At 71.4% G+C, this 18,103-nt stretch carries 17 protein-coding genes and 1 pseudogene; 10 read left to right on the top strand and 8 right to left on the bottom strand.

Going from position 1 to position 18,103, the window contains the following annotated elements; translation table 11 throughout:
* The first annotated feature begins 41 nt into the window (after positions 1 to 41).
* The 3 genes from AB0D31_RS14440 to AB0D31_RS14430 all read left to right on the top strand — a co-directional run bounded on the left by AB0D31_RS14440 (position 42) and on the right by AB0D31_RS14430 (position 3,291).
* Entirely contained in the window at positions 42 to 1,115 is a 1,074-nt protein-coding gene (locus tag AB0D31_RS14440; RefSeq protein ID WP_362721817.1) for a PP2C family protein-serine/threonine phosphatase, read from the top strand.
* 247 nt (positions 1,116 to 1,362) lie between these two features.
* Complete coding sequence (locus tag AB0D31_RS14435) at positions 1,363 to 2,703, top strand: transcriptional regulator (RefSeq protein WP_362721814.1); 1,341 nt, start codon at positions 1,363 to 1,365, stop codon at positions 2,701 to 2,703.
* 51 nt (positions 2,704 to 2,754) lie between these two features.
* The gene (locus AB0D31_RS14430) at positions 2,755 to 3,291 is read left to right on the top strand and encodes an NUDIX hydrolase (RefSeq protein ID WP_362721812.1); all 537 of its coding nucleotides are present in this window, start codon (positions 2,755 to 2,757) and stop codon (positions 3,289 to 3,291) included.
* 19 nt (positions 3,292 to 3,310) lie between these two features.
* Here the strand turns inward: AB0D31_RS14430 and AB0D31_RS14425 are convergent, their stop codons facing one another.
* Positions 3,311 to 3,568: a hypothetical protein gene (locus AB0D31_RS14425; RefSeq protein ID WP_362721810.1), complete on the bottom strand. Its 258-nt coding sequence runs from the start codon at positions 3,566 to 3,568 to the stop codon at positions 3,311 to 3,313.
* Positions 3,569 to 3,759: 191 nt separating this feature from the next.
* Positions 3,760 to 4,620 carry a 3-hydroxybutyryl-CoA dehydrogenase gene (locus tag AB0D31_RS14420; protein WP_328313876.1) on the bottom strand — a complete coding sequence of 287 codons (861 nt, stop codon included), beginning with the start codon at positions 4,618 to 4,620 and terminating at the stop codon, positions 3,760 to 3,762.
* A gap of 139 nt (positions 4,621 to 4,759) precedes the next feature.
* On the opposite strand from AB0D31_RS14420, the gene AB0D31_RS14415 reads away from it, so the two are divergent.
* Positions 4,760 to 6,001, top strand: coding sequence for a family 10 glycosylhydrolase (locus tag AB0D31_RS14415; RefSeq protein ID WP_362721807.1), 1,242 nt, complete (start codon positions 4,760 to 4,762; stop codon positions 5,999 to 6,001).
* Between the two features lie 22 nt (positions 6,002 to 6,023).
* On the opposite strand, the gene AB0D31_RS14410 is transcribed toward AB0D31_RS14415, so the two are convergent.
* Entirely contained in the window at positions 6,024 to 6,764 is a 741-nt protein-coding gene (locus AB0D31_RS14410) for a TetR/AcrR family transcriptional regulator (protein WP_362721804.1), read from the bottom strand.
* A gap of 51 nt (positions 6,765 to 6,815) precedes the next feature.
* On the opposite strand from AB0D31_RS14410, the gene AB0D31_RS14405 reads away from it, so the two are divergent.
* Positions 6,816 to 8,273, top strand: a complete 1,458-nt coding sequence (locus tag AB0D31_RS14405) for a DHA2 family efflux MFS transporter permease subunit (RefSeq protein WP_362721802.1) — start codon at positions 6,816 to 6,818, stop codon at positions 8,271 to 8,273.
* A gap of 45 nt (positions 8,274 to 8,318) precedes the next feature.
* Here the strand turns inward: AB0D31_RS14405 and AB0D31_RS14400 are convergent, their stop codons facing one another.
* Complete coding sequence (locus AB0D31_RS14400) at positions 8,319 to 9,242, bottom strand: DMT family transporter (RefSeq protein ID WP_362721800.1); 924 nt, start codon at positions 9,240 to 9,242, stop codon at positions 8,319 to 8,321.
* Between AB0D31_RS14400 and AB0D31_RS14395 the strand changes: the two genes are divergently transcribed.
* From AB0D31_RS14395 to AB0D31_RS14385, 3 genes and pseudogenes are all read left to right on the top strand, one after another.
* Positions 9,241 to 10,677, top strand: a complete 1,437-nt coding sequence (locus AB0D31_RS14395) for a PLP-dependent aminotransferase family protein (protein WP_362721797.1) — start codon at positions 9,241 to 9,243, stop codon at positions 10,675 to 10,677. The two genes, AB0D31_RS14400 and AB0D31_RS14395, sit on opposite strands and share 2 nt — an antisense overlap.
* Before the next feature lie 97 nt (positions 10,678 to 10,774).
* Positions 10,775 to 11,203, top strand: coding sequence for a GNAT family N-acetyltransferase (locus AB0D31_RS14390; RefSeq protein ID WP_362721794.1), 429 nt, complete (start codon positions 10,775 to 10,777; stop codon positions 11,201 to 11,203).
* Positions 11,204 to 11,404: 201 nt separating this feature from the next.
* Positions 11,405 to 11,875, top strand: a pseudogene (locus tag AB0D31_RS14385) (LysR family transcriptional regulator); the annotation flags it as partial.
* A gap of 182 nt (positions 11,876 to 12,057) precedes the next feature.
* Here the strand turns inward: AB0D31_RS14385 and AB0D31_RS14380 are convergent.
* Both AB0D31_RS14380 and AB0D31_RS14375 read right to left on the bottom strand, forming a co-directional pair.
* Positions 12,058 to 12,498: a VOC family protein gene (locus tag AB0D31_RS14380; protein ID WP_362721791.1), complete on the bottom strand. Its 441-nt coding sequence runs from the start codon at positions 12,496 to 12,498 to the stop codon at positions 12,058 to 12,060.
* Between the two features lie 47 nt (positions 12,499 to 12,545).
* Positions 12,546 to 13,157 carry a helix-turn-helix domain-containing protein gene (locus tag AB0D31_RS14375; protein ID WP_362721788.1) on the bottom strand — a complete coding sequence of 204 codons (612 nt, stop codon included), beginning with the start codon at positions 13,155 to 13,157 and terminating at the stop codon, positions 12,546 to 12,548.
* A gap of 70 nt (positions 13,158 to 13,227) precedes the next feature.
* Here AB0D31_RS14375 and AB0D31_RS14370 point away from each other — a divergent pair, with 70 nt between their 5' ends.
* Positions 13,228 to 14,121 (top strand): NADP-dependent oxidoreductase, encoded by an 894-nt coding sequence (locus AB0D31_RS14370; protein ID WP_362721785.1) that lies wholly within the window; start codon positions 13,228 to 13,230, stop codon positions 14,119 to 14,121.
* 159 nt (positions 14,122 to 14,280) lie between these two features.
* On the opposite strand, the gene AB0D31_RS14365 is transcribed toward AB0D31_RS14370, so the two are convergent.
* A complete protein-coding gene (locus AB0D31_RS14365; protein WP_362721782.1) occupies positions 14,281 to 14,568 on the bottom strand; it encodes a hypothetical protein in 288 nt (95 codons plus the stop codon).
* 350 nt (positions 14,569 to 14,918) lie between these two features.
* Between AB0D31_RS14365 and AB0D31_RS14360 the strand changes: the two genes are divergently transcribed.
* Complete coding sequence (locus tag AB0D31_RS14360) at positions 14,919 to 15,734, top strand: MerR family transcriptional regulator (protein ID WP_362721779.1); 816 nt, start codon at positions 14,919 to 14,921, stop codon at positions 15,732 to 15,734.
* 496 nt (positions 15,735 to 16,230) lie between these two features.
* Here the strand turns inward: AB0D31_RS14360 and AB0D31_RS14355 are convergent, their stop codons facing one another.
* Positions 16,231 to 18,096 (bottom strand): TniQ family protein, encoded by a 1,866-nt coding sequence (locus AB0D31_RS14355; protein ID WP_362721776.1) that lies wholly within the window; start codon positions 18,094 to 18,096, stop codon positions 16,231 to 16,233.
* Positions 18,097 to 18,103 lie beyond the last annotated feature (7 nt).

Below are 18,103 nucleotides of genomic sequence, written 5' to 3'. Positions count from 1 at the left end.
CCGGTGCACCACAGCGCGCAGAGGCCGAGGGGGCCGACGGCATGATCCGTACACCGGGATGGACCACGCGCGGCGGCGGTGTCCCGCACATCCGACGGGCCGCGACCCCGGGCCTGGTCCTGCCGTCCGGCTGGCTCGCCCTCGTCGTCATCTGGCAGCTGGTGCGACCGCCGGGCGGCGGGGGTGGCGCGGGGCCGCGCATCGCCACCTGCCTCGCCTTCCTGACCGCCGTGGTGTGGCTGGTCGTCGGCGTCCGGAACGCGGCCGAGCGGGAGGTACGGCGGATCGGACACATCGCCGATGCCGCCCAGCGGGTGGTCCTGCGGCCACCGCCCGCGCGGCTCGACGGGATCGCCCTCGCGGCCGGACAGCTCTCCATGAGCCGCGGAGCGTCGGTCGGCGGCGACCTGTACGAGGCGATGGCGACCCCGTACGGCGTACGCATCGTGATGGGCGACGTACGCGGCCACGGGCTCCCCGCGATCGGCGCGGTCGCGGCGCTCCTGGGCAGCTTCCGTGAAGCCGCCCACGACGAGCCCCAACTGGCGGGCGTGTTACGGAGGTTGGACCGTGCGCTCGCGCGGCATCTGCGGGAGCGCTGCCGCGCCGAACATCCGGCGTGCGGCGGCGGAGAACCGGAGAGCCCGCTCGCCGAGGAGTTCGTCACGGTCCTGCTCCTGGAGATCCGCGCCGACGGTGATATGGACGCCCTCAACTGCGGTCATCCCTGGCCCCATCGGCTCGGCCCCGGAGTCGAACAACTCGCGCCCGGCGACCCGTTGCCCCCGCTCGGGCCCTTCCCGCTCCCGGCCGAGCTCGTCCCGCTGCGCTGCGGGCGGCTGCTGCCGGGCGAGGCGCTCTGCCTCCACACCGACGGCGCGGAGGACGCGCGGGACGCCGCCGGGCGGTTCTTCGCGCTGCGCGAGGCGCTCGCCGATGCGGCCCGCACCTCCCCGGTGTCGCCCGCGGCCGTGGTGGCCCAGGTGCAGCGCGCGCTGCTCGACCACACCCGCGGGCGCCTCTCGGACGACGTGGCTCTCCTCGTTCTGCGCAACGACCGGGTCCGGGTGCCGGCGCAGCCGATCGGCAGCGGCGCGGCCGGAGTTCATCTCTGAGGTGGGGCGCCGCCGCCCTGCCGGGAGTGCCGGGCAGCGCGGACAGGGCGGACGGCGCCGAGAGGGCCGCCGCACTGTTCGAGGGGGAGCCGGCGGCCCGGTCGCCTCGGGGAGAGGCGGTACCGAGTCAACCGACTCCGGGCGCTCCCGGGCAGAGAGCGCGGCGCATAAATGCGGGTACTCGCTTCACACCCCGTGTGAACCGGGCTCCTTTACGCTGATGTCACCGAGCCGACGGAGGGGCCTCATGCAGCCCAATACCCTGCTCGACGCGCTGGTGGACGAGGCGGGGATCTCGCACGCCGGTCTCGCGGCCCGAGTCAACCAGGCCGGGCGGGCCAAAGGCGTCACTCTCAGATACGAACACACCGCCGTGGCACGGTGGTTGAAGGGTCAGCGGCCGCGCGGCCAGGTGCCCGACCTGCTCTGCGAGGTGCTCGCCGGCCGGCTGCGGCGCCGGGTCACCCTCGACGACATCGGCCTCGGCGTGCCGGGCGAACCGGCCCCGCTGCACGGCTCGCCGCTCGCCGGCTTCGTCGAGCGGGCCACCGCCCTGTGGCGCTCGGACGAACAGCAGCGCACCCACATACTCGACGCGCCCGCCGTCACCGGCACCCCGGCGGTCATGCCCGTATGGGAGTGGGAGAACCCGCCCGAGGACACCGATGTCTCCCGCAACGGCCAGACGGCGGTGGGGGAGTCCGACATCGAGATGCTCCGCTCGGCGCGCGAGCACTACGAGCTGATGTACCGCAAGGCGGGCGGCATCGCGACCCGTTCGCGCATCGTGGGCTTCCTCAACGCGGAGACCGCCCCGCTGCTGCGCGGCGGCTACACCGACGCGACAGGACGCCAACTCCACCGGGCCACCGGCGGGTTGGTGGCCATCGCGGGCATCTGCGCCTACGACTCCAACGCGCAGGGCCTCGCCCAGCGCTACTTCCACCAGGCGCTGCGACTCGCGAAGGCCAGTGGGGACCGGGGACTTGGGGCCTATGTCATCGCGCTCCTCGTCAACCAGTCGCTCTTCATGCGGGACTACCGCCAGTCGGTCGCCTTCGCGGAGGCGGCGCTCCGTGCGGCGGGCGGCCGGCTCAGCCCCGCCCTCGCGGCCGATCTGCATGCCATGCAGGCCAAGGCGTACGCCCATCTCGGGGACGGGCAGAGCGCGTTGTCCTCGATCAGGAGCGCCGAGACGGCGGCCGGACGGATCCGGCCCGGGCAGGAACCGGCCGAGACCGGCTACGTCCAGCCGGGCCTGGTCAACGTCCAGGTGGCGGAGGCCCTGCTCAGCCTCGGCGATCTGACGGCCGCCCGCGAACAGGCCGCGCTCGCGGCCGACGAGCCCTCCCACGACAGGGGAAGGGTGCACCGCCTTGCGATGCTCGCGCAGATCGAGCTGCGGCAGGGCGACGCCGACCGGGCCGTGGCCACCGCGGTCGAGATGGCGGAGCGGGCCCGGGGGATGGAGTCGCAGCGATTGCGTGACCGGCTGCGCGTGGTGCGTGAGCACCTGGTCGAGAGCGGTTGCGCGGGCGCGGCCGAAGCCGCCGAGCTGATCGACGGGGCACTTCGCGTTCCCCTGTAACCGTCAGCCTGCTGCGATATTGCCATCTACTTGTCGGAAGGTGGCAGAAACGTGCAGTGGACGAATCTGAACGAACAAACTGTGTACGAGAATCGCTGGTTCCGGGTCAACCTCGCGGACGTAGCGCTCCCGGACGGCCGACACCTGGACCACTTCCTCATCAGGCTGCGGCCGGTCGCCGTGGCCACCGTCGTCAACACCGCCAACGAGGTGCTGCTGCTCTGGCGGCACCGCTTCATCACCGACAGCTGGGGCTGGGAACTCGCGGCCGGCGTCGTCGAGGACGGCGAGGACATCGAGGGCGCCGCGGCCCGTGAAATGGAGGAGGAGACCGGCTGGCGGCCCGGCCCGCTCAAGCCCCTGCTCACCGTCGAGCCGGCCAACGGCCTCATCGACGCCCGGCACCATCTGTTCTGGTCCGAGTCGGCCGAGTACATCGGCCACCCCGAGGACGACTTCGAGTCGTCACGACGCGAGTGGGTCCCCCTCAAGCTGGTGCCCGACATGGTCGCCCGCGGGGAGGTCCCGGCCGCCAACATGGCGGCCGGTCTCCTGCTCCTGCACCATCTGCGCCTGGGCGACGGCTGACCCCGCCGCCTCAGGAGGGCTAGCGACCGAGTGCCTGCCACACGGCGAGCGAGAGCGCGCCGAGGGCGGCCATCACGGTGAGGGCGGGGAGCGGCCATCGCAGATGTTCGAGGGCCGTCAACCGCCCCACCGCGTCGGTCAGTTCACGCTCCGTCTGCTCGCCCCGCTGGGCGAGCAGCGCGAGCTGTCCGTCCACGTGGGCCATGCCGACTTCCAGGCGGCGGCGTAACTCCGCCAGTTCGTCGACGGTGATCGAATGTCCCGAGTGGGTGGACACGGCTGACTCCTTAGTCCTGTTCCGGACGTGCCAGGGAAGTGCTGGCTCAGAGTCAACTCGCCGTGGTCCAGGGGCGGGAGCGTGTGCGATGGGCATATGCGGGCTCGCCGCGCACACCCGGTGTGCGCGGCACGAGCCCGGCCCACGCCTTTCAGACGTACACCCGCGTATACAGACGTACGCCGTTCTCCTCAGGCATACGAGTAGAAACCGGACCCCGTCTTGCGGCCCAGACGTCCCGCGTCGACCATCCGCTGGAGCAGCGGGGGAGCGGCGTACAGGGGTTCCTTGAACTCGTCGTACATGCTGTCGGCGACCGAGGCGACCGTGTCCAGACCGATGAGGTCGGAGAGCTTCAGCGGGCCCATCGGGTGGGCGCAGCCCAGCTCCATGCCGTTGTCGATGTCCTCGCGGCTCGCGATGCCCGACTCGAACATCCGGATCGCGGAGAGCAGGTACGGGATGAGCAGCGCGTTGACCACGAACCCCGAGCGGTCCTGGGCGCGGATGGCGTGCTTGCCGAGCACCTTCTCGACGAGGACCTGGGCGCGGCTGATGGTGCCCTCGGACGTGGTGAGGGCCGGGATCAGCTCGACCAGCTTCTGCACCGGCGCCGGGTTGAAGAAGTGGATGCCGATGACCTGGTCGGGGCGCGAGGTGGCGACCGCGAGCTTCACCAGCGGGATCGAGGATGTGTTGGATGCCAAGATCGCGTCCGGGCGGGTCACCACCTGGTCGAGGATCTGGAAGATCTCCGTCTTGACCTGCTCGTTCTCCACGACGGCCTCGATCACGAGATCGCGGTCGGCGAACTCGCCGAGGTCGGTGGTGAAGCTCAGGCGGGCGAGCGTCGCGTCGCGCTCCTCCTCGGTGATCTTGCCGCGCTCGGCGGCCTTCGAGAGGGAGTTGTGCAGCCGGGTGCGGCCGATCTCCAGGGCCTCGCCGGTGGTCTCCGCGACCATGACGTCCAGGCCGCTGCGCGCGCACACCTCCGCGATGCCCGCGCCCATCTGGCCACAGCCCACAATTCCGACGCGTTCGATGTCGGTCACATCGTGCCTTTCGCTCTACTGCAGTCCCCGGCAGGTCCCCCGTGTGATTCCGGCGCCCGCCTTCGGCCCCTGACGTTACTCCGAACGCGCGCGTGCCCGTGGGGGCGGGGCGGGCCCGTCGTCCGGTACACCTGGGCGCATGGCACCTGAGCGAGGGGCGAACGTGGGACGAATCACTCGAAGGCGCTTCGTCACGGCCACGGCCGGAGCGCTCGGCGGGCTGATCACCACGGGCGGCGCGGCCGCCGCCGGCGACCGGCGCGAGTTCCGCGGGATGTGGCTGGCCACCGTCGTGAACCGGGACTGGCCCTCGCGCCCCGGCCTCGCCGCCGCGGCCCAGCGCGCTGAGCTCCTCGCACACCTGGACAAGGCGGTGGAGCGGCGGCTGAATGCCGTGGTCTTCCAGGTCCGCCCCACCGCCGACGCGTTCTGGGACTCGCCGTACGAGCCGTGGTCCCAGTGGCTCACGGGGGTGCAGGGCCAGGACCCCGGCTGGGACCCGCTGGGCACCGCGGTCGCGGAGGCGCACCGCCGGGGCCTCGCCCTGCACGCCTGGTTCAACCCCTACCGCGTCGCGAACCACACCGACCCCACGCGTCTGGTGGCGACCCACCCCGCCCGTGTGCACCCGGGCTGGACCGTCCCGTACGGCGGGAAGCTCTACTACAACCCGGGCCTGCCCGAGGTCCGCAGGTTCGTCGAGGACGCCATGCTGGACGCGGTCACCCGCTACGACGTCGACGGCGTCCACTGGGACGACTACTTCTACCCCTATCCGGTGGCGGGCGTGAGCTTCGACGACGACGAGGCGTACGCCCGGTACGGCGGAGGGTTCGCGGACCGGGCCGCCTGGCGGCGCGACAACATCGACCTCCTGGTACGCGAGACGGCCGCGCGGATCAAGGAGATCAAGCCCCAAGTCCGGTTCGGCGTCAGCCCGTTCGGCGTGTGGCGCAACGCCGCGAACGATCCGCTGGGCTCGGCCACGCAGGCCGGCGCCCAGACCTACGACGACCTGTACGCCGACACGCGCCGGTGGGTGCGCGAGGCGTGGATCGACTACATCTGCCCGCAGCTCTACTGGAACATCGGGCTGGCCGCCGCCGACTACGCGGTCCTCGTGCCGTGGTGGAACGAGGTCGCCCGGGGCACCGGCGTCGACCTCTACATCGGCGAGGCCCTCTACAAGGCGGGCGACCCCGCGCAACCCGCCGCCTGGCAGGACCCGGCGGAGCTGTCGCGCCATCTGACCCTGGCGAAGCGGTACGCCTCGGTACGCGGGCACTGCTTCTTCGCCGCGAAGGAGGTCACCGAGGACCGCACCGGGGCGATGGCCCGCGTCGTCGCCGATCATTACGCGGCCCGGGCCAGGACGGCGTGACGCCCTGCGGCCCGGCCCCGCGTCAGGGGCGCCCGGGGGACCCGGGCGACAGGCTGTCGATGACCAGGCCGAGGCTGAAGTCGAAGCGGTCGTGCCCCGAACCCGAGGTCAGCTCCGCCGCGTGGCGCCTGATCGCCGGGAACCGGTCGGCCGGCAGCGCCTCGAACCGGCTGACCAACTCGTCCCGGCTGAGCACCCACGCGTGGTCCTGGTGCTTCTGCCGCTGCGCGAGCAGGGAACGCTCCAGGGCGTACGCGCTGACGTAGAGCGACAGGCTGTCGATGGCCCACGCCGCCCTCTGCGGCTCCAGACCGCCGGCGAGGAGGATGGCGAGCATCCCCTCGTTCACCCGCAGGGCCTCCAGGTTGGTGGGGAGCATCGCGAGCGCGGCCCGCGAGACGCCCGGGTAGGCGAGGTACTGGTCGCGCAGCTGGGCGCACACATCGCGGATCTGGTCGCGCCAGAGCGCGGGATCGGGTTCGGGGAGCACGATCTTGGAGCAGAGCCGCCCGATGATCAGGTCGTCGATGTCGTCCTTGTTGACGATGTGCGCGTACAGCGACGACGGCCCGGTGCCCAGGACGTGGGTGATCCTGCGGACGGTGAGCGCGTCGTACCCCTCGGTGGCGATCACATGCAGCGCGGCGTCGGTGATCCGGGCGAGGGTGATCGGCTCCCTCTGCGGGCGCGGCTGCGGGGTGTCGGCGGGCTGCGGCTGCGCGTGGCGGGCGGCTCGGCCCCGCCTGGGCTGGTCGGACGGCATGCGCACATCCTATCTTGACCTGAACTAAGTTCGTCGCGTAGAACATTGTTCGTGACTACTGAACAAAGTTCGTTCACCGTTTCGCGGACCACCGGTCCGCCTCCGCCCCCGTTTCCGCTCCGCAAGGCCTGGCTGGTCCTGGCCGTCGTCTTCATCGCCGAGATCATGGATCTCATCGACTCCAGCGTCGCCAACCTGGCCGGGCCCTCCATCCGTGCCGACCTCGGCGGCGGTCCGATGACCCTGCAATGGGTCCTGACCGCCTACACCGCCGCCTTCGCGCTCGGCCTCGTCACTTCCGGCAGGCTCGGCGACCTCCTCGGCCGGCGCCGCCTGTTCCTGCTCGGCATGGGCGCCTTCACGCTGGCCTCACTGGCCTGCGGTCTCGCTCCGAACCCCGGATTCCTGATCGGCGCCCGACTGCTCCAGGGGCTCTTCGGGTCCGTGATGATCCCGCAGGGCATGGCCCTGGTGAAGGTCGTCTTCCCGCCGCAGCACCTGCGCAGAGCCCTCATGCCGTTCGGCCCGGTCATGGGGCTCGCCACCGTGGCAGGGCCGATCCTGGCCGGCTGGCTGCTCCACCTCGACCTGTTCGGCAGCGAGTGGCGCTCGATCTTCCTGATCAACGTGCCGTTCGGTGTCGCCGCCACCCTGCTCGGTCTGCGCGTCCTGCCGCACCGCGGCGGTGAGACGCCCGGCGCCCGCCTCGACCTCACCGGCGTCGCGCTGCTCACCGTGGGCTCCGCCCTGCTGATCGTGCCGCTCATCCAGGGCCGTGACCTGGGCTGGCCGCTGTGGACCTACCTCATGATGGCCGCCTCGATCGTGGTCTTCGCGCTCTTCGTCGTCTCCGAACGCCGCAGCGCACACCCCGTCATCACGCCGACGCTGTTCCGCCGGCGCAGCTTCGTCGTCGGACTGCTGATCGTCGGCGGTTTCTACGCCTCGCTCAGCGCGTTCGTCCTCGTCATCAATCTGCTCCTCCAGCTCGGTCTGCGCTGGACGCCACTGCGCACCGGCCTGACCCTCATCCCCTGGGCCGTCGGCACCGCCGTGGCGGTGCTGCTCGCCGGTGCCGTACTGGCCGAGAGGCTCGGGCGCGCCACCCTGCGCATCGGGCTGGCCGTGGCGACCGTCGGCCTGCTCGCCCTGTGGTGGTCCACCGCGCACTGGGGGACCGGGCTCACCGCAGGGCAGCTCGCGCCGTCGCTCTTCCTGACCGGATTCGGCGCCGGCCTGATGTTCGTCCCGCTCTTCGACTTCATCCTCGGCGACTCCACGGCCGAGGAGGTCGGCACCGGCGCCGGCATGCTCAACGCGGTCCAGCAGTTCGCCGGAGCCATCGGCGTCGCGGCCATCGGCACCGTCTTCTTCTCCCACGCGGCCCGCGGCACCACGCACTCCTACCTCACCGCGGCGCAGCTCGTCTTCGGCATCTGCGCCGGAATGTATGTGCTGACGCTTCTCCTCGTGGGCCTGCTGCCGAAACACGCCCAGCAGGCCCACTGAGCCACATCGCCGACAAGTGGCTTGTCCAGAAGGAGAGTTGCGGAGTCAGGACCGGGCCCGCTGCGTCACCACGATGCACACCAGGACGCCCACCGCGGCGATCGGGGCGGCCGGGGTCAGATGCTCGCCGAGCAGCAGCACCGACCAGACGAGTGTCAGGAGGGGCTGCGCCAGCTGGAGCTGGCTCGCCTTGGCGACACCGATGGCGGCCATGCCCCGGTACCAGAGGTACAGGCCGAGGAAGGTGGAGGCGGAAGCCACCCAGAGCAGCCCGACGACCCCGTGGCCACTCAGGTGCCAGGGTTCGAGGGTCAGGCCGAGGACCGCGCCGACCAGGGCGAGCGGGGCACAGAGCAGCAGGGCCCAGCCCACGACGTGCCAGCCCGGCATCAGACCGGAGAGCCGTCCGCCCTCGGTGTAACCGGCCGCGCACAGAACCAGCGCCGCGAACAGATAGAGGTCGGCCCGCGACAGCGCCCCGCCGCTCTGCTCGACCGTGAAGACGACCACTACCGCGGCACCGGCGAGCGCCGCCGCCCAGAAGGCACGGGAGGGTCGCCGCCGGGTACGGAGCGCCGCGAAGGCGGCCGTGGTGAGCGGCAGCAGGCCCACCACGACGGCCGCGTGCGAGGTCGTCGCGGTCCCGAGGGCCAGCGTCGTCAGGACCGGGAAGCCGATCATCACGCCCAGGATCACCACGGCGAATCCGCCCCAGTGCGACCGGTCGGGGAACGGCACCCGGCCCCGCCCCAGGAAGACACCGGCGATCAATGCGGCGATCAGCAGCCGCAGGGACACCATCGACCACGGGCCGAAGCTCTCCAGTCCCCAGGCGGTGCTGGGAAAGGTCAGGGAGAACGAGAGCACGCCGAGGGCGGCGAGAGCCGTTCCGCGCGGGAGCGCGGGCCGACGGCCATCCGCGTCAACCGCTATCGGGACAAGGGGAGTAGCGCTATCCTGTGCTGTCATGCAAGAGCGTAGCAGCGTATCTGACCTGGTGAAATCCCTACGGAGCGAACTCAACCGCTACTCCGTGGGCGGAAGGCTTCCGTCCAGCCGGGCACTCGTCGAGCGGTACCGGGTCTCCCCGGTGACGGTCTCCAGGGCGCTCGCCCAGCTCGTCGCGGAGGGCCTGGTCGTCACCCGCCCCGGCGCCGGCGCCTACCGCGCCGAGCCCCGCACCGTCACTGGCCGCACCGGCGACACCTCCTGGCAGGAGGTCGCGCTCAGCGCCGACGGCGCCACCGAGGCGGCGCCGCGCGCGGTCGACGCCACCGGAGTCCTGAGCGCCCTCGCGATTCCGGCGACCGGCGTCATCGACCTCAGCGGCGGCTACCTCGACCCCGGGCTCCAGCCCGAGCGGGCCATGGCCGCGGCTCTCGGGCGGGCCGGGCGCCGCCCCGGCGTATGGAGCCGCCCGCCCGTCGAGGGCCTGCCCGAACTGCGCTCCTGGTTCGCCCGCGAGATCGGCCCGGCCGTCACCGCGGCCGACGTCCTGATCACCTCGGGCGGCCAGGCCGCCCTGACCACCGCCCTGCGCGCGCTCGCCGCGCCCGGCGCACCCGTCCTCGTCGAATCACCCACCTACCCCGGCACCCTTGCGGTGGCCCGCGCCGCGGGGCTGCGTCCCGTCCCGGTACCGGTCGACCCCGACGGCGTACGCCCCGACCTGCTCGCCCGCGCCTTCCGGGCCACCGGCGCCCGCGTCTTCTACTGCCAGCCCCTCTTCCAGAACCCGACCGGCGCGCTTCTCTCGCCGGAGCGCGGCCGCGAAGTGGTCAGCATCGCCCACTCGTTCGGCGCCTTCGTCATCGAGGACGACTTCGGCCGCCGGCTCGCTCACGTGGACGCCGGGCCGCTGCCCGCGCCGCTCGCCGCCGACGACCCCGACGGCGTCGTCGTCCATGTCTCCTCCCTCACCAAGGCGACCTCGCCGAGCTTGCGGGTGGGCGCGCTCGCCGCCCGCGGACCCGTACGGGAACGCCTGCGAGCCATCCAGGCCGTCGACTCCTTCTTCGTGCCGCGTCCCTTGCAGGAGACCGCCATCGAACTCGTCGGCTCCCCGGCCTGGGGACGCCATCTGCACGCCGTTTCCGCCGAGTTGACGGCCCGCCGCGAAGCCCTGGCCGCCGGCGTCCTGCACCACCTGCCCGAACTGGCCCTGCCCCACATTCCCTCCGGCGGCTACCACCTCTGGCTCCGGCTCCCCGAGAGCGCCCCCGAGCCGGCCGTCGTCGCCGCCGCGCTGCGCGCCGGCGTGGCCGTCTCCCCGGGCCGGCCCTACTTCGGCGCCGAGCCCCCGGCCGGTCATCTGCGCCTCAGCTTCGCGGGCGTGACGGGGCGGGCGGAGATCTCCGAAGCGGTGCGCGGGCTACGCAACGCCCTGGACGAGGTGGGGAGTTGACCGTATGCGCGCTGCGCGGCCCCAAGAAGCGCTGCGTGGCCCCAAGAGGGTGGCGCCGGCCACTGACAAGCCGCCCGCCGTTTGCGAGGCTCCCCGCATGAGTGAAGTGATCTTCCGCGAGTACGCGATCTCGGCCGACCCTGCCCGCCTCGACCCCGCCCGGGTCCACCACTGGCTCTCCACCGACGCCTACTGGGCGCTCGGCCGCACCCGCGAGAAGCAGGACGCGGCGATCGCGGGCTCCCTCAACTTCGGTGCTTACGAGGTGAGTTCAGGCCTCCAGGTGGCCTATGCGCGCGTCGTCACCGACCACGCCACGTTCGCCTGGCTGTGCGATGTGTACGTCGATCCGGCGGTACGCGGCAAGGGGCTGGGCACCGCACTCGTGGCCGCGGTGCGTGACCACCTCGCACCGGCCGGCCTGCGCAGGATCATGCTGGCAACGGCCGACGCCCACGGGGTGTACGAGAAGCTGGGTTTCCGCGCCCTGGAGGACCCGACGCGGTGGATGACGCTGGGCCTGTAGTAGGGGGCGTGCGGCCGCGGGAGCGGCGTCCCGATTAGCCGGCGCCGCCCGGAGCAGGTGTGCGGCTGAAGCTCACGGTGGGCCCGCACCCGGCGTCTCACCGGCCCCCCGGGCCCGGTCCGCGGTGTCGGCGACGCTCAGTGCGGGGCCGCCCCCGGTGTTTCGGTGAGCCAGGCGCCGATGCCCGGCAAGGCGTCGGCTCTGTCGATCGTCGGGGCGGACCGGGTCCCCCAGCTGGACTACTACCGCGCCAAGGTGCTCCAGGAGGAGCTGCTGCGCGGCGGCCCCACCCCGTACTCGATCGTCCGCGCCACGCAGTTCTTCGAGTTCATGGAGCCCACGATGGGCTGGACGTCGGACGACAATGCCGTGCGGCTGCCGGCCACGCCCATCCAGCCCATCTCCAGCGCCGACGTCGTCAACGCTCTCGCCGAGGTGACCGCCGGCGACCCGCTCAACGGCACTCTGGACGTCGCGGGCCCCGACACGTTCACGCTCGACGCGCTCGGCCGGCTCACCCTGGCCGCCCGGGGCGACAACCGCCCCGTGATCACCGACGACCAGGCCGGCCTCTTCGCCGCGGTCCACGGCGACGTCCTGACGGCGGGTCCCGACGCCCACCTGGCGCCCACGCGCTACGAGGACTGGCTGAAGGGAACCCTCAACGCCTGACGTTCCAGGGGAAGTTGAGGAGGAGGCCGGCCGCTCGGGGGGCGCGGGGTACGGCTGCCGCGGCCCCCACCGCCGTATGCGGTCGGCCTCCGCCGCCAGAGCGCTTCGCCGAAGGTCGGTGACCTCCGCCGGAGCGCTTCGCCGGACGTCAGGCGGGGTCGGTGTGGGCTGTTCGCCGGACCTCAGGCGGGTGTCGGTGTGGGCTGTTCGCCGAAGACCCAGGGCGCGAGGACGACGAGCCAGCCGTCCGGGTCCTCGAAGCTCACGGCGCCGCGTTCCGGCCAGTAGGGGTTGGCGGCGGGTACCGGGCTGTGCCCGTGTTCGGCGAGCCGCCGGGCGGCGCGGGCGACGGCCTCGGGGCCGCGCAGGTAGAGCACCAGCTGGTTCTCCGGGTGCGGCTCCGGGATGCGGGGCGCTTCGCCGTGTTGCAGGAGCTCCATGTGCACCGGGGCGCCCGGCAAACCGAACACGACAGCGTCGTACCCCTGATGGCCGCGCCACTGGGCGAGCACCGGCAGGCCGAGCGCGTCGCGGTAGAAGACCAGGACGTCGTCGTACTTCGCGGTCGGCCGGGCGAACCGGACCGCTCCCGCGTCGAGATGGCTGGGCCAGGAGTGAGGCATGCGGCCATGCTGTCAGGCGCGTCCCCGGGCCGAATCGGGCTTTGTGCCTACGACTTGGGGCGGGCCGGCGCACGCGCCGAAGGGTGGGCGACGGCCCAGGCCGCCTCGATCATCGCGAAGATCTCGTCGAGGGCCGCCTCCGGATCGGCCGCCTCCCGCGCCACCGCATAGGAGTCGATCACGAACCGCGCGACCGTGCGGGCCGCCGTCGGGGTCACCGTGAGGCCGGGATCGGCGCCGACGGCCGCCGCCAGCGACTCCGCGTGGCGCAGTCTCATCGACTCCTCGTACTCCCGCAGAGCGGGCGACGTCTCGATCATGTGCCAGATCGGGGCGGCGCCGTCCGCCGTGCAATGGCGTACCAATGCCTCGACCTCGCGGCGCAGCGCGGGGATGAGCGGCTCGTCCGGCGCGCGGTCCGCGACCGCCCGCGTGAGGCGCTCCTCGAAGTCGTCGTCCCGCTCGAAGATCAGGGCCTCCTTCGAGGCGAAGTGCGAGAAGAGCGTGGTGACGGCGACGTCGGCCTCCGCGGCCACGTCACGGATGCCCACCGCGTCGTACCCGCGCTCCAGGAAGAGCCGGAGCGCGGTGTCGGCGATCTTCTGGCGCGTGGCGGCCTTCTTGCGCTCGCGGCGGCCGGGGGCGGTCGGAACGGTCATGACTGAACGCTATCAAAGCCAAAAAAGCAACTGTTGCTAAACGCTAACCGTTAGCGTTACGGTCGGCGGCATGAAGAAAGTGAGCTTCGCCGAGTTCGGCGGTCCCGACGTCCTGCGCCTCATCGATGCCGAGGAGCCCCATGCGGGTCCCGGCCGGATACGGATCGCCGTGCGGGCGGCGGGTGTGAACCCGGTCGACTGGAGGATTCGCGAGGGCCAGGTCCTCTCGGCCCATCCGCTGGCCCTGCCGTCGGGCGTCGGGCTCGACGCGTCAGGGGTGGTGGACGAGGTCGGTGCGGGCGTCGAGGGGGTCGAGGTCGGCGACCGGGTGTTCGGGGAGGGGTCGAGCACGTACGCCGAGTTCGCCGTACTGGCCGCCTGGGCCCGGATGCCGCGGGGCCTGACGTTCGAGGAGGCGGCCGGATACCCGTCGGTGGTCGAGACCGCGTTGCGCGTCATCCGCGAAGTCGGGGTGCGCGGGGGAGAGACGCTGCTCGTCAGCGGGGCGTCCGGGGGAGTGGGCTCGGCGGTGCTCCAGATCGCCCGCGAGCGCGGTATCACCGTCATCGGTACGGCCGGGGCGGCCAACCAGGACTACCTGCGCGGCCTGGGCGCGCTCGCCACGACGTACGGCGAGGGGTGGGCCGAGCGGGTGCGGTCCATCGGCCGCGTCGACGCGGCGCTCGACCTGGCCGGCTCGGGCGTGATCCGCGAACTCGTCCAACTCGCCGGGAATCCGGGCAGGGTCGTCTCGATCGCCGATCTCGATGCGCCGAAGCTCGGCGTGCGGTTCTCCGGCACGGCCGGAAGCGTTCCGGACGCGCTGGCCGAGGCGGCGAGCCTCATCTCGCGGGGGAAGCTTCACATTCCCGTCGAGAAGGCGTACCCCCTCGCCGATGCCGCGTCGGCACACATCGACAGCCAGGCGGGCCATACGCGTGGACGCCGGGTCCTGGTGGTCTGAGCCCGGCCGGGGTCGGTACCGGCTCGGCTGTTGCGGCGGGATCGGCCGGTTGCCGGCCGCAGGGCTCAGTGCTCAGGGATAAGCCTCCGAGGCGGTGACACCGGCCCTGTGCCCCAGGGGCTCTGCCCGGCTCAGCCGAGTCGGGGGAACTTGCCTGGCTCAGCCGAGTCCGCGATGGCCGGCCCACAGTGTCCCGGCCCGGCCGGCCGCGTCGGCGACCAGCGTCGCGAGCTCGGGGCGGTCGGGGACCGGGAACGACACGTAGGCGCCCCGGCCGCCGGCGACCGGGCGGCCGTACGCCTTGACGGCGAGATGGCCGTCCGGAAGAAGCCTGACGTTGAGCGTGGTCAGCCGGAACACCTCGCCGCGGCGTGTGTCCGTCCATTGGAGTTCCTGCGGAATGGTGACGTTGATCGCCAGGGCGCTCACTTCGAGATCACTTCCCATGAACGGGATGCTCCCACGCGCGTCACGACCGCGAAGGTTCGTCGGCCAATAGGCCACCGGGCGGGGTGGAGGCGCATCGCATCGGCACGGCGCCGGCCCGGGCACACCGCTCGGCCCCGTGCCCGCGCCCCGACGATGTGAGGGAGCCAGCCACCATGCTCACCACGGTTTCCGGCCGGAACGAGAGCCAGAACGAGGAGCAGCAGGGTCGATACGGCCGTACAGCCGCGGCTATTACCGGTATGAGGACGCCCGACCTGGGTGGACGGCGCAGGCCTCGCGATAGCGCCGGCGTTCCTGGCCGCCCAACAGCGTTTCGTCGCCGAGGTGTTCTCGGGCAGGCTGAGCGGATGAGCAACGGGGTCACGATCGGGCAGGCGGCGTCGTCCGTCGGCGTCACGGTCAGGATGGTGCGGCATTACCACAAGCTCGGCCTGGTCGCGGAGCCCGAGCGCGACAGCTCCGGCTACCGGCGGTACGGATCGGCGGAGTTGCTGCAGCTGGTGCAGGTCAGGACGCCGGCAGCGGCGGGGGTGCCGCCGGCCGGGATCGGGCCGCTGCTCGACGCCGACGCCCCGCGGTTCGCCACCGCCGATATCGAGGGCCAACTCGTCGTACATATAGCGGAGTTGACCGCCCGCCGCGACATGCTGCACCGGTTGGCTCACGGCGACCGAGCCCTGCTGCCCGACCGCGCCTGCACGGTCCTGGAGCGGATGCGGGGTCTCGGCTTCGTCCCCTCGTACGTGGCCGCACAACGCGAAGCTCTCGTGTGGACCCGGGCGCTCGTGCCGGAGGGGTTCGCCGGCCTCCTGGCACAGCTGGAGCACGGCCTGGACGATCCGGAATACGTCGAGCTGACCAAGCGGGGCCGTGAGGCGGAGGCCTGGGAGCCCGAAGACCCGCGGATCGAGGAACTCGCCGCCGCCATGGCCGAGCGCCTCCTCGCCAACCCCGCGTTGCGCGGGGGACCCGGCGGCCCTGCGGGCGTGGGCCAAGGCTTCGGCCGAGTACCGGCTGATCAACAACCACCGCGAGGACCGGGCTCCCGTAGTGGCCCGCCTGACCGCCCTCACCGAAGCCAAGCTCCGTGCGTCGGGCGTACCCACGTCCCAACGGTGACCCGCCCCGCTCCCCTGCCCTGGCCGAGGGCGGGATGCGCGTGACCTGCGAGGGGGCGGCGGTGAGGTACTGACCGCGGGCTGTCGGCGACTCGGGGCATAATCCGGCTGTGAACCTGAGACCGCCGTTGTTGCCCCCAACCGTGAGCGGCCGGCGGCTGGCGGACGCGTCCGCGGAGCAGATCGTCGACGCGGCACTGACGTACCGGCCGATCGCGCTGTGAGCGGCGTTTCGGGAGTGGCTCCTCACCCGACGACGCCCACGGACGCCCGGCGGCGGCTCAGGAATCATCCGTTGAGGCTGACGCCGCGGTCAGGAAGGACGGTCAAGATCCGGGTCAGTGTGGACCGCGCAGGGTAGGTAGGCCCGGCCCGGCTGCAACGCCCAGAGGCCAAACTATGACGCTCAGGGCCAGGTAGAGCGCCAAGTCGCAGCCTCTGTGACCGAGGAAGCTAGTTGGCGGATCATGGTCCGCGCCGTGCAGGTCAGAAGAGCTTGGAGAATCCTTGTTGGCGGATCTTGAGAGGCGCAGTTGGCGGATCATGAGCCCGGATGCTCACTGTGCGTGAGTGTCGGAGTGTTGATGTTGATGCCCCGCTCCGCACCTGAATCGATGTCCCAGGCGAGTCGCTGCGCGTATTTGGTGAGAACGCGGCGCAGATCCGCATAGTGAGGCAGCGGATCGGGGCGGGAGAACTGGAACCACGTGGTGTTTCGCCGCCCGGCCCATCGTCGCTGGATTTCGGTGGGTTGCGCGGCTTCGAGCGGGCGCGGAGCGAAGAGATGCTCGCCTCGCGTGACTAACGTCCAGATGAACGCGGAGGCGTCCTGGCGCTTGCGGTCATCGGTCAGGGTCGGGAATCGGTAGAGGGTGGGCAGGAGTTCACTGCCCAGCGCATTCCAGACATCAATGCTCAGTGCCCACTCGTGAAGTGCTTGTCGCCTGCGCCAGTAGTCAACGGGTGGCTGACGTGGTGACTGCAGTTCCGAGGCGAGAGCGCGGAGAGCTCTGTCGAGCTCAAGTGGGTTGCAGCTCGTCCGTGTCGAGCGCCTGGTCTCGCGTCCGGTGAGTAGGCGTGTCTGGACTGGGGCGATCCCGAGGAACTTCGCGGCGTCGTCGTAGGCTCCGCCCATGGCCCACTGGACGAGTCGGACCGCGGCGGCCCTCCGCACGGTCTTGGATTCCGAGCCCGCGCAGCTGGCCAGATAGCGCTGGTACCAGTCCGGCTCCAGGAATGCTGGGATGTGCTCGGCCTGGTAGCCGCTGAGGAGTGGTGCTCGTGTGCCCCCGCGGCCGTCGATTCGAGGAAACGCCCGGGTCGCGGGTTCAGCGACCCGGCGGAGCCGCTCTGAACAATCGTTCTTGTGCTTGTCATAGAGGACAGCCCACGGTGTTCGGCTTGAAGGGTTACCGAAGGTGGCGCGCGTAAATTCTGACAGGAGATCAGCCAGGTCGTCTCGCCCAAGCAGGTGATCTGCGGCCATCAGCAGAGCTCCGCAGGCAACGGGGTCACGCGGTGGCGCGTCTCGGGCTTGCGGGTTGCTTCTCCCGCCCGGATCGCCGTGCAGTTCCTGTAAGTAGGGGTCGATTCGCTCAGCTGCGTCGGCGTCAAGGAGGTGCCGGGCATGTGGCCATGTCGTGCTGATCAGCGCGGTGGTCAACCGGAGATCCGAGAAGTACTCGGACGCGTCCGTGATCCGCGTGGGTGACTGCAGGTGGCCACGGAGGGACAGCTGGAAGCGGAGGATGTCCGGAGTGGGTTGTGGCCGGTCATCACGCGAAGGGGCGATGTGGTGATCGAGTCTGCCGCCGCAGGCACGGGACTTCCGTTTCTGCATCTGAGCGTCGACCGTCCACCGGCATTGCGCTGGATGCAGCGTATGGTCGTTTGCCCGCTGAATCAGAGGCCCTTGTGCGTCGTGCGGCTGACCGCAGTGCGGGCAGTTGGCTTCCAGATAGATCCGATGCTTGGTGCAGGCGAAGACGATCGGCAGGTGCCAGAGTTTGAGCCATGGCCCGCTGTGCAGTTGCTGGGCCGGAGTGCCGTCGCCCGCCAGGCAGGAGGGGCAGAAGCGCGGCCAGCCGGTGTAGAGCCATGCGTCGGGCCTCATCCGTCCCGGGCCGGGCAAGGACCGGGCGATCGGCGGATATCGGTCCCGCCACTGCATCAACGTCAGTGCCGAGACATCCCTGGCCGTCTGTCCCGTGAGCCGGGCGAACCCTTCGGCCTGAGACTTGGGGAGATGCAGCAGCAAACTGCCTGGGACGTGATGAGCGTGCTCGGTCCAGCCTGCCGTACGGATCAGGTGCAGAGGCGAAAGGCCGAGACGGTGCCCAAGCCGAAGCAGGTAGCTGACCAGGGATTCTCCCTCCAGGGGCTCAAGACTCCGGGGCAGCGGATGCATCACTGCT

It is taken from the genome of Streptomyces sp. NPDC048361 (assembly GCF_040651795.1).
Classification (GTDB): domain Bacteria; phylum Actinomycetota; class Actinomycetes; order Streptomycetales; family Streptomycetaceae; genus Streptomyces.
The sequence above is the reverse complement of the archived record's forward strand: the minus strand, read 5'-3'. Positions and strand labels throughout refer to the sequence as shown.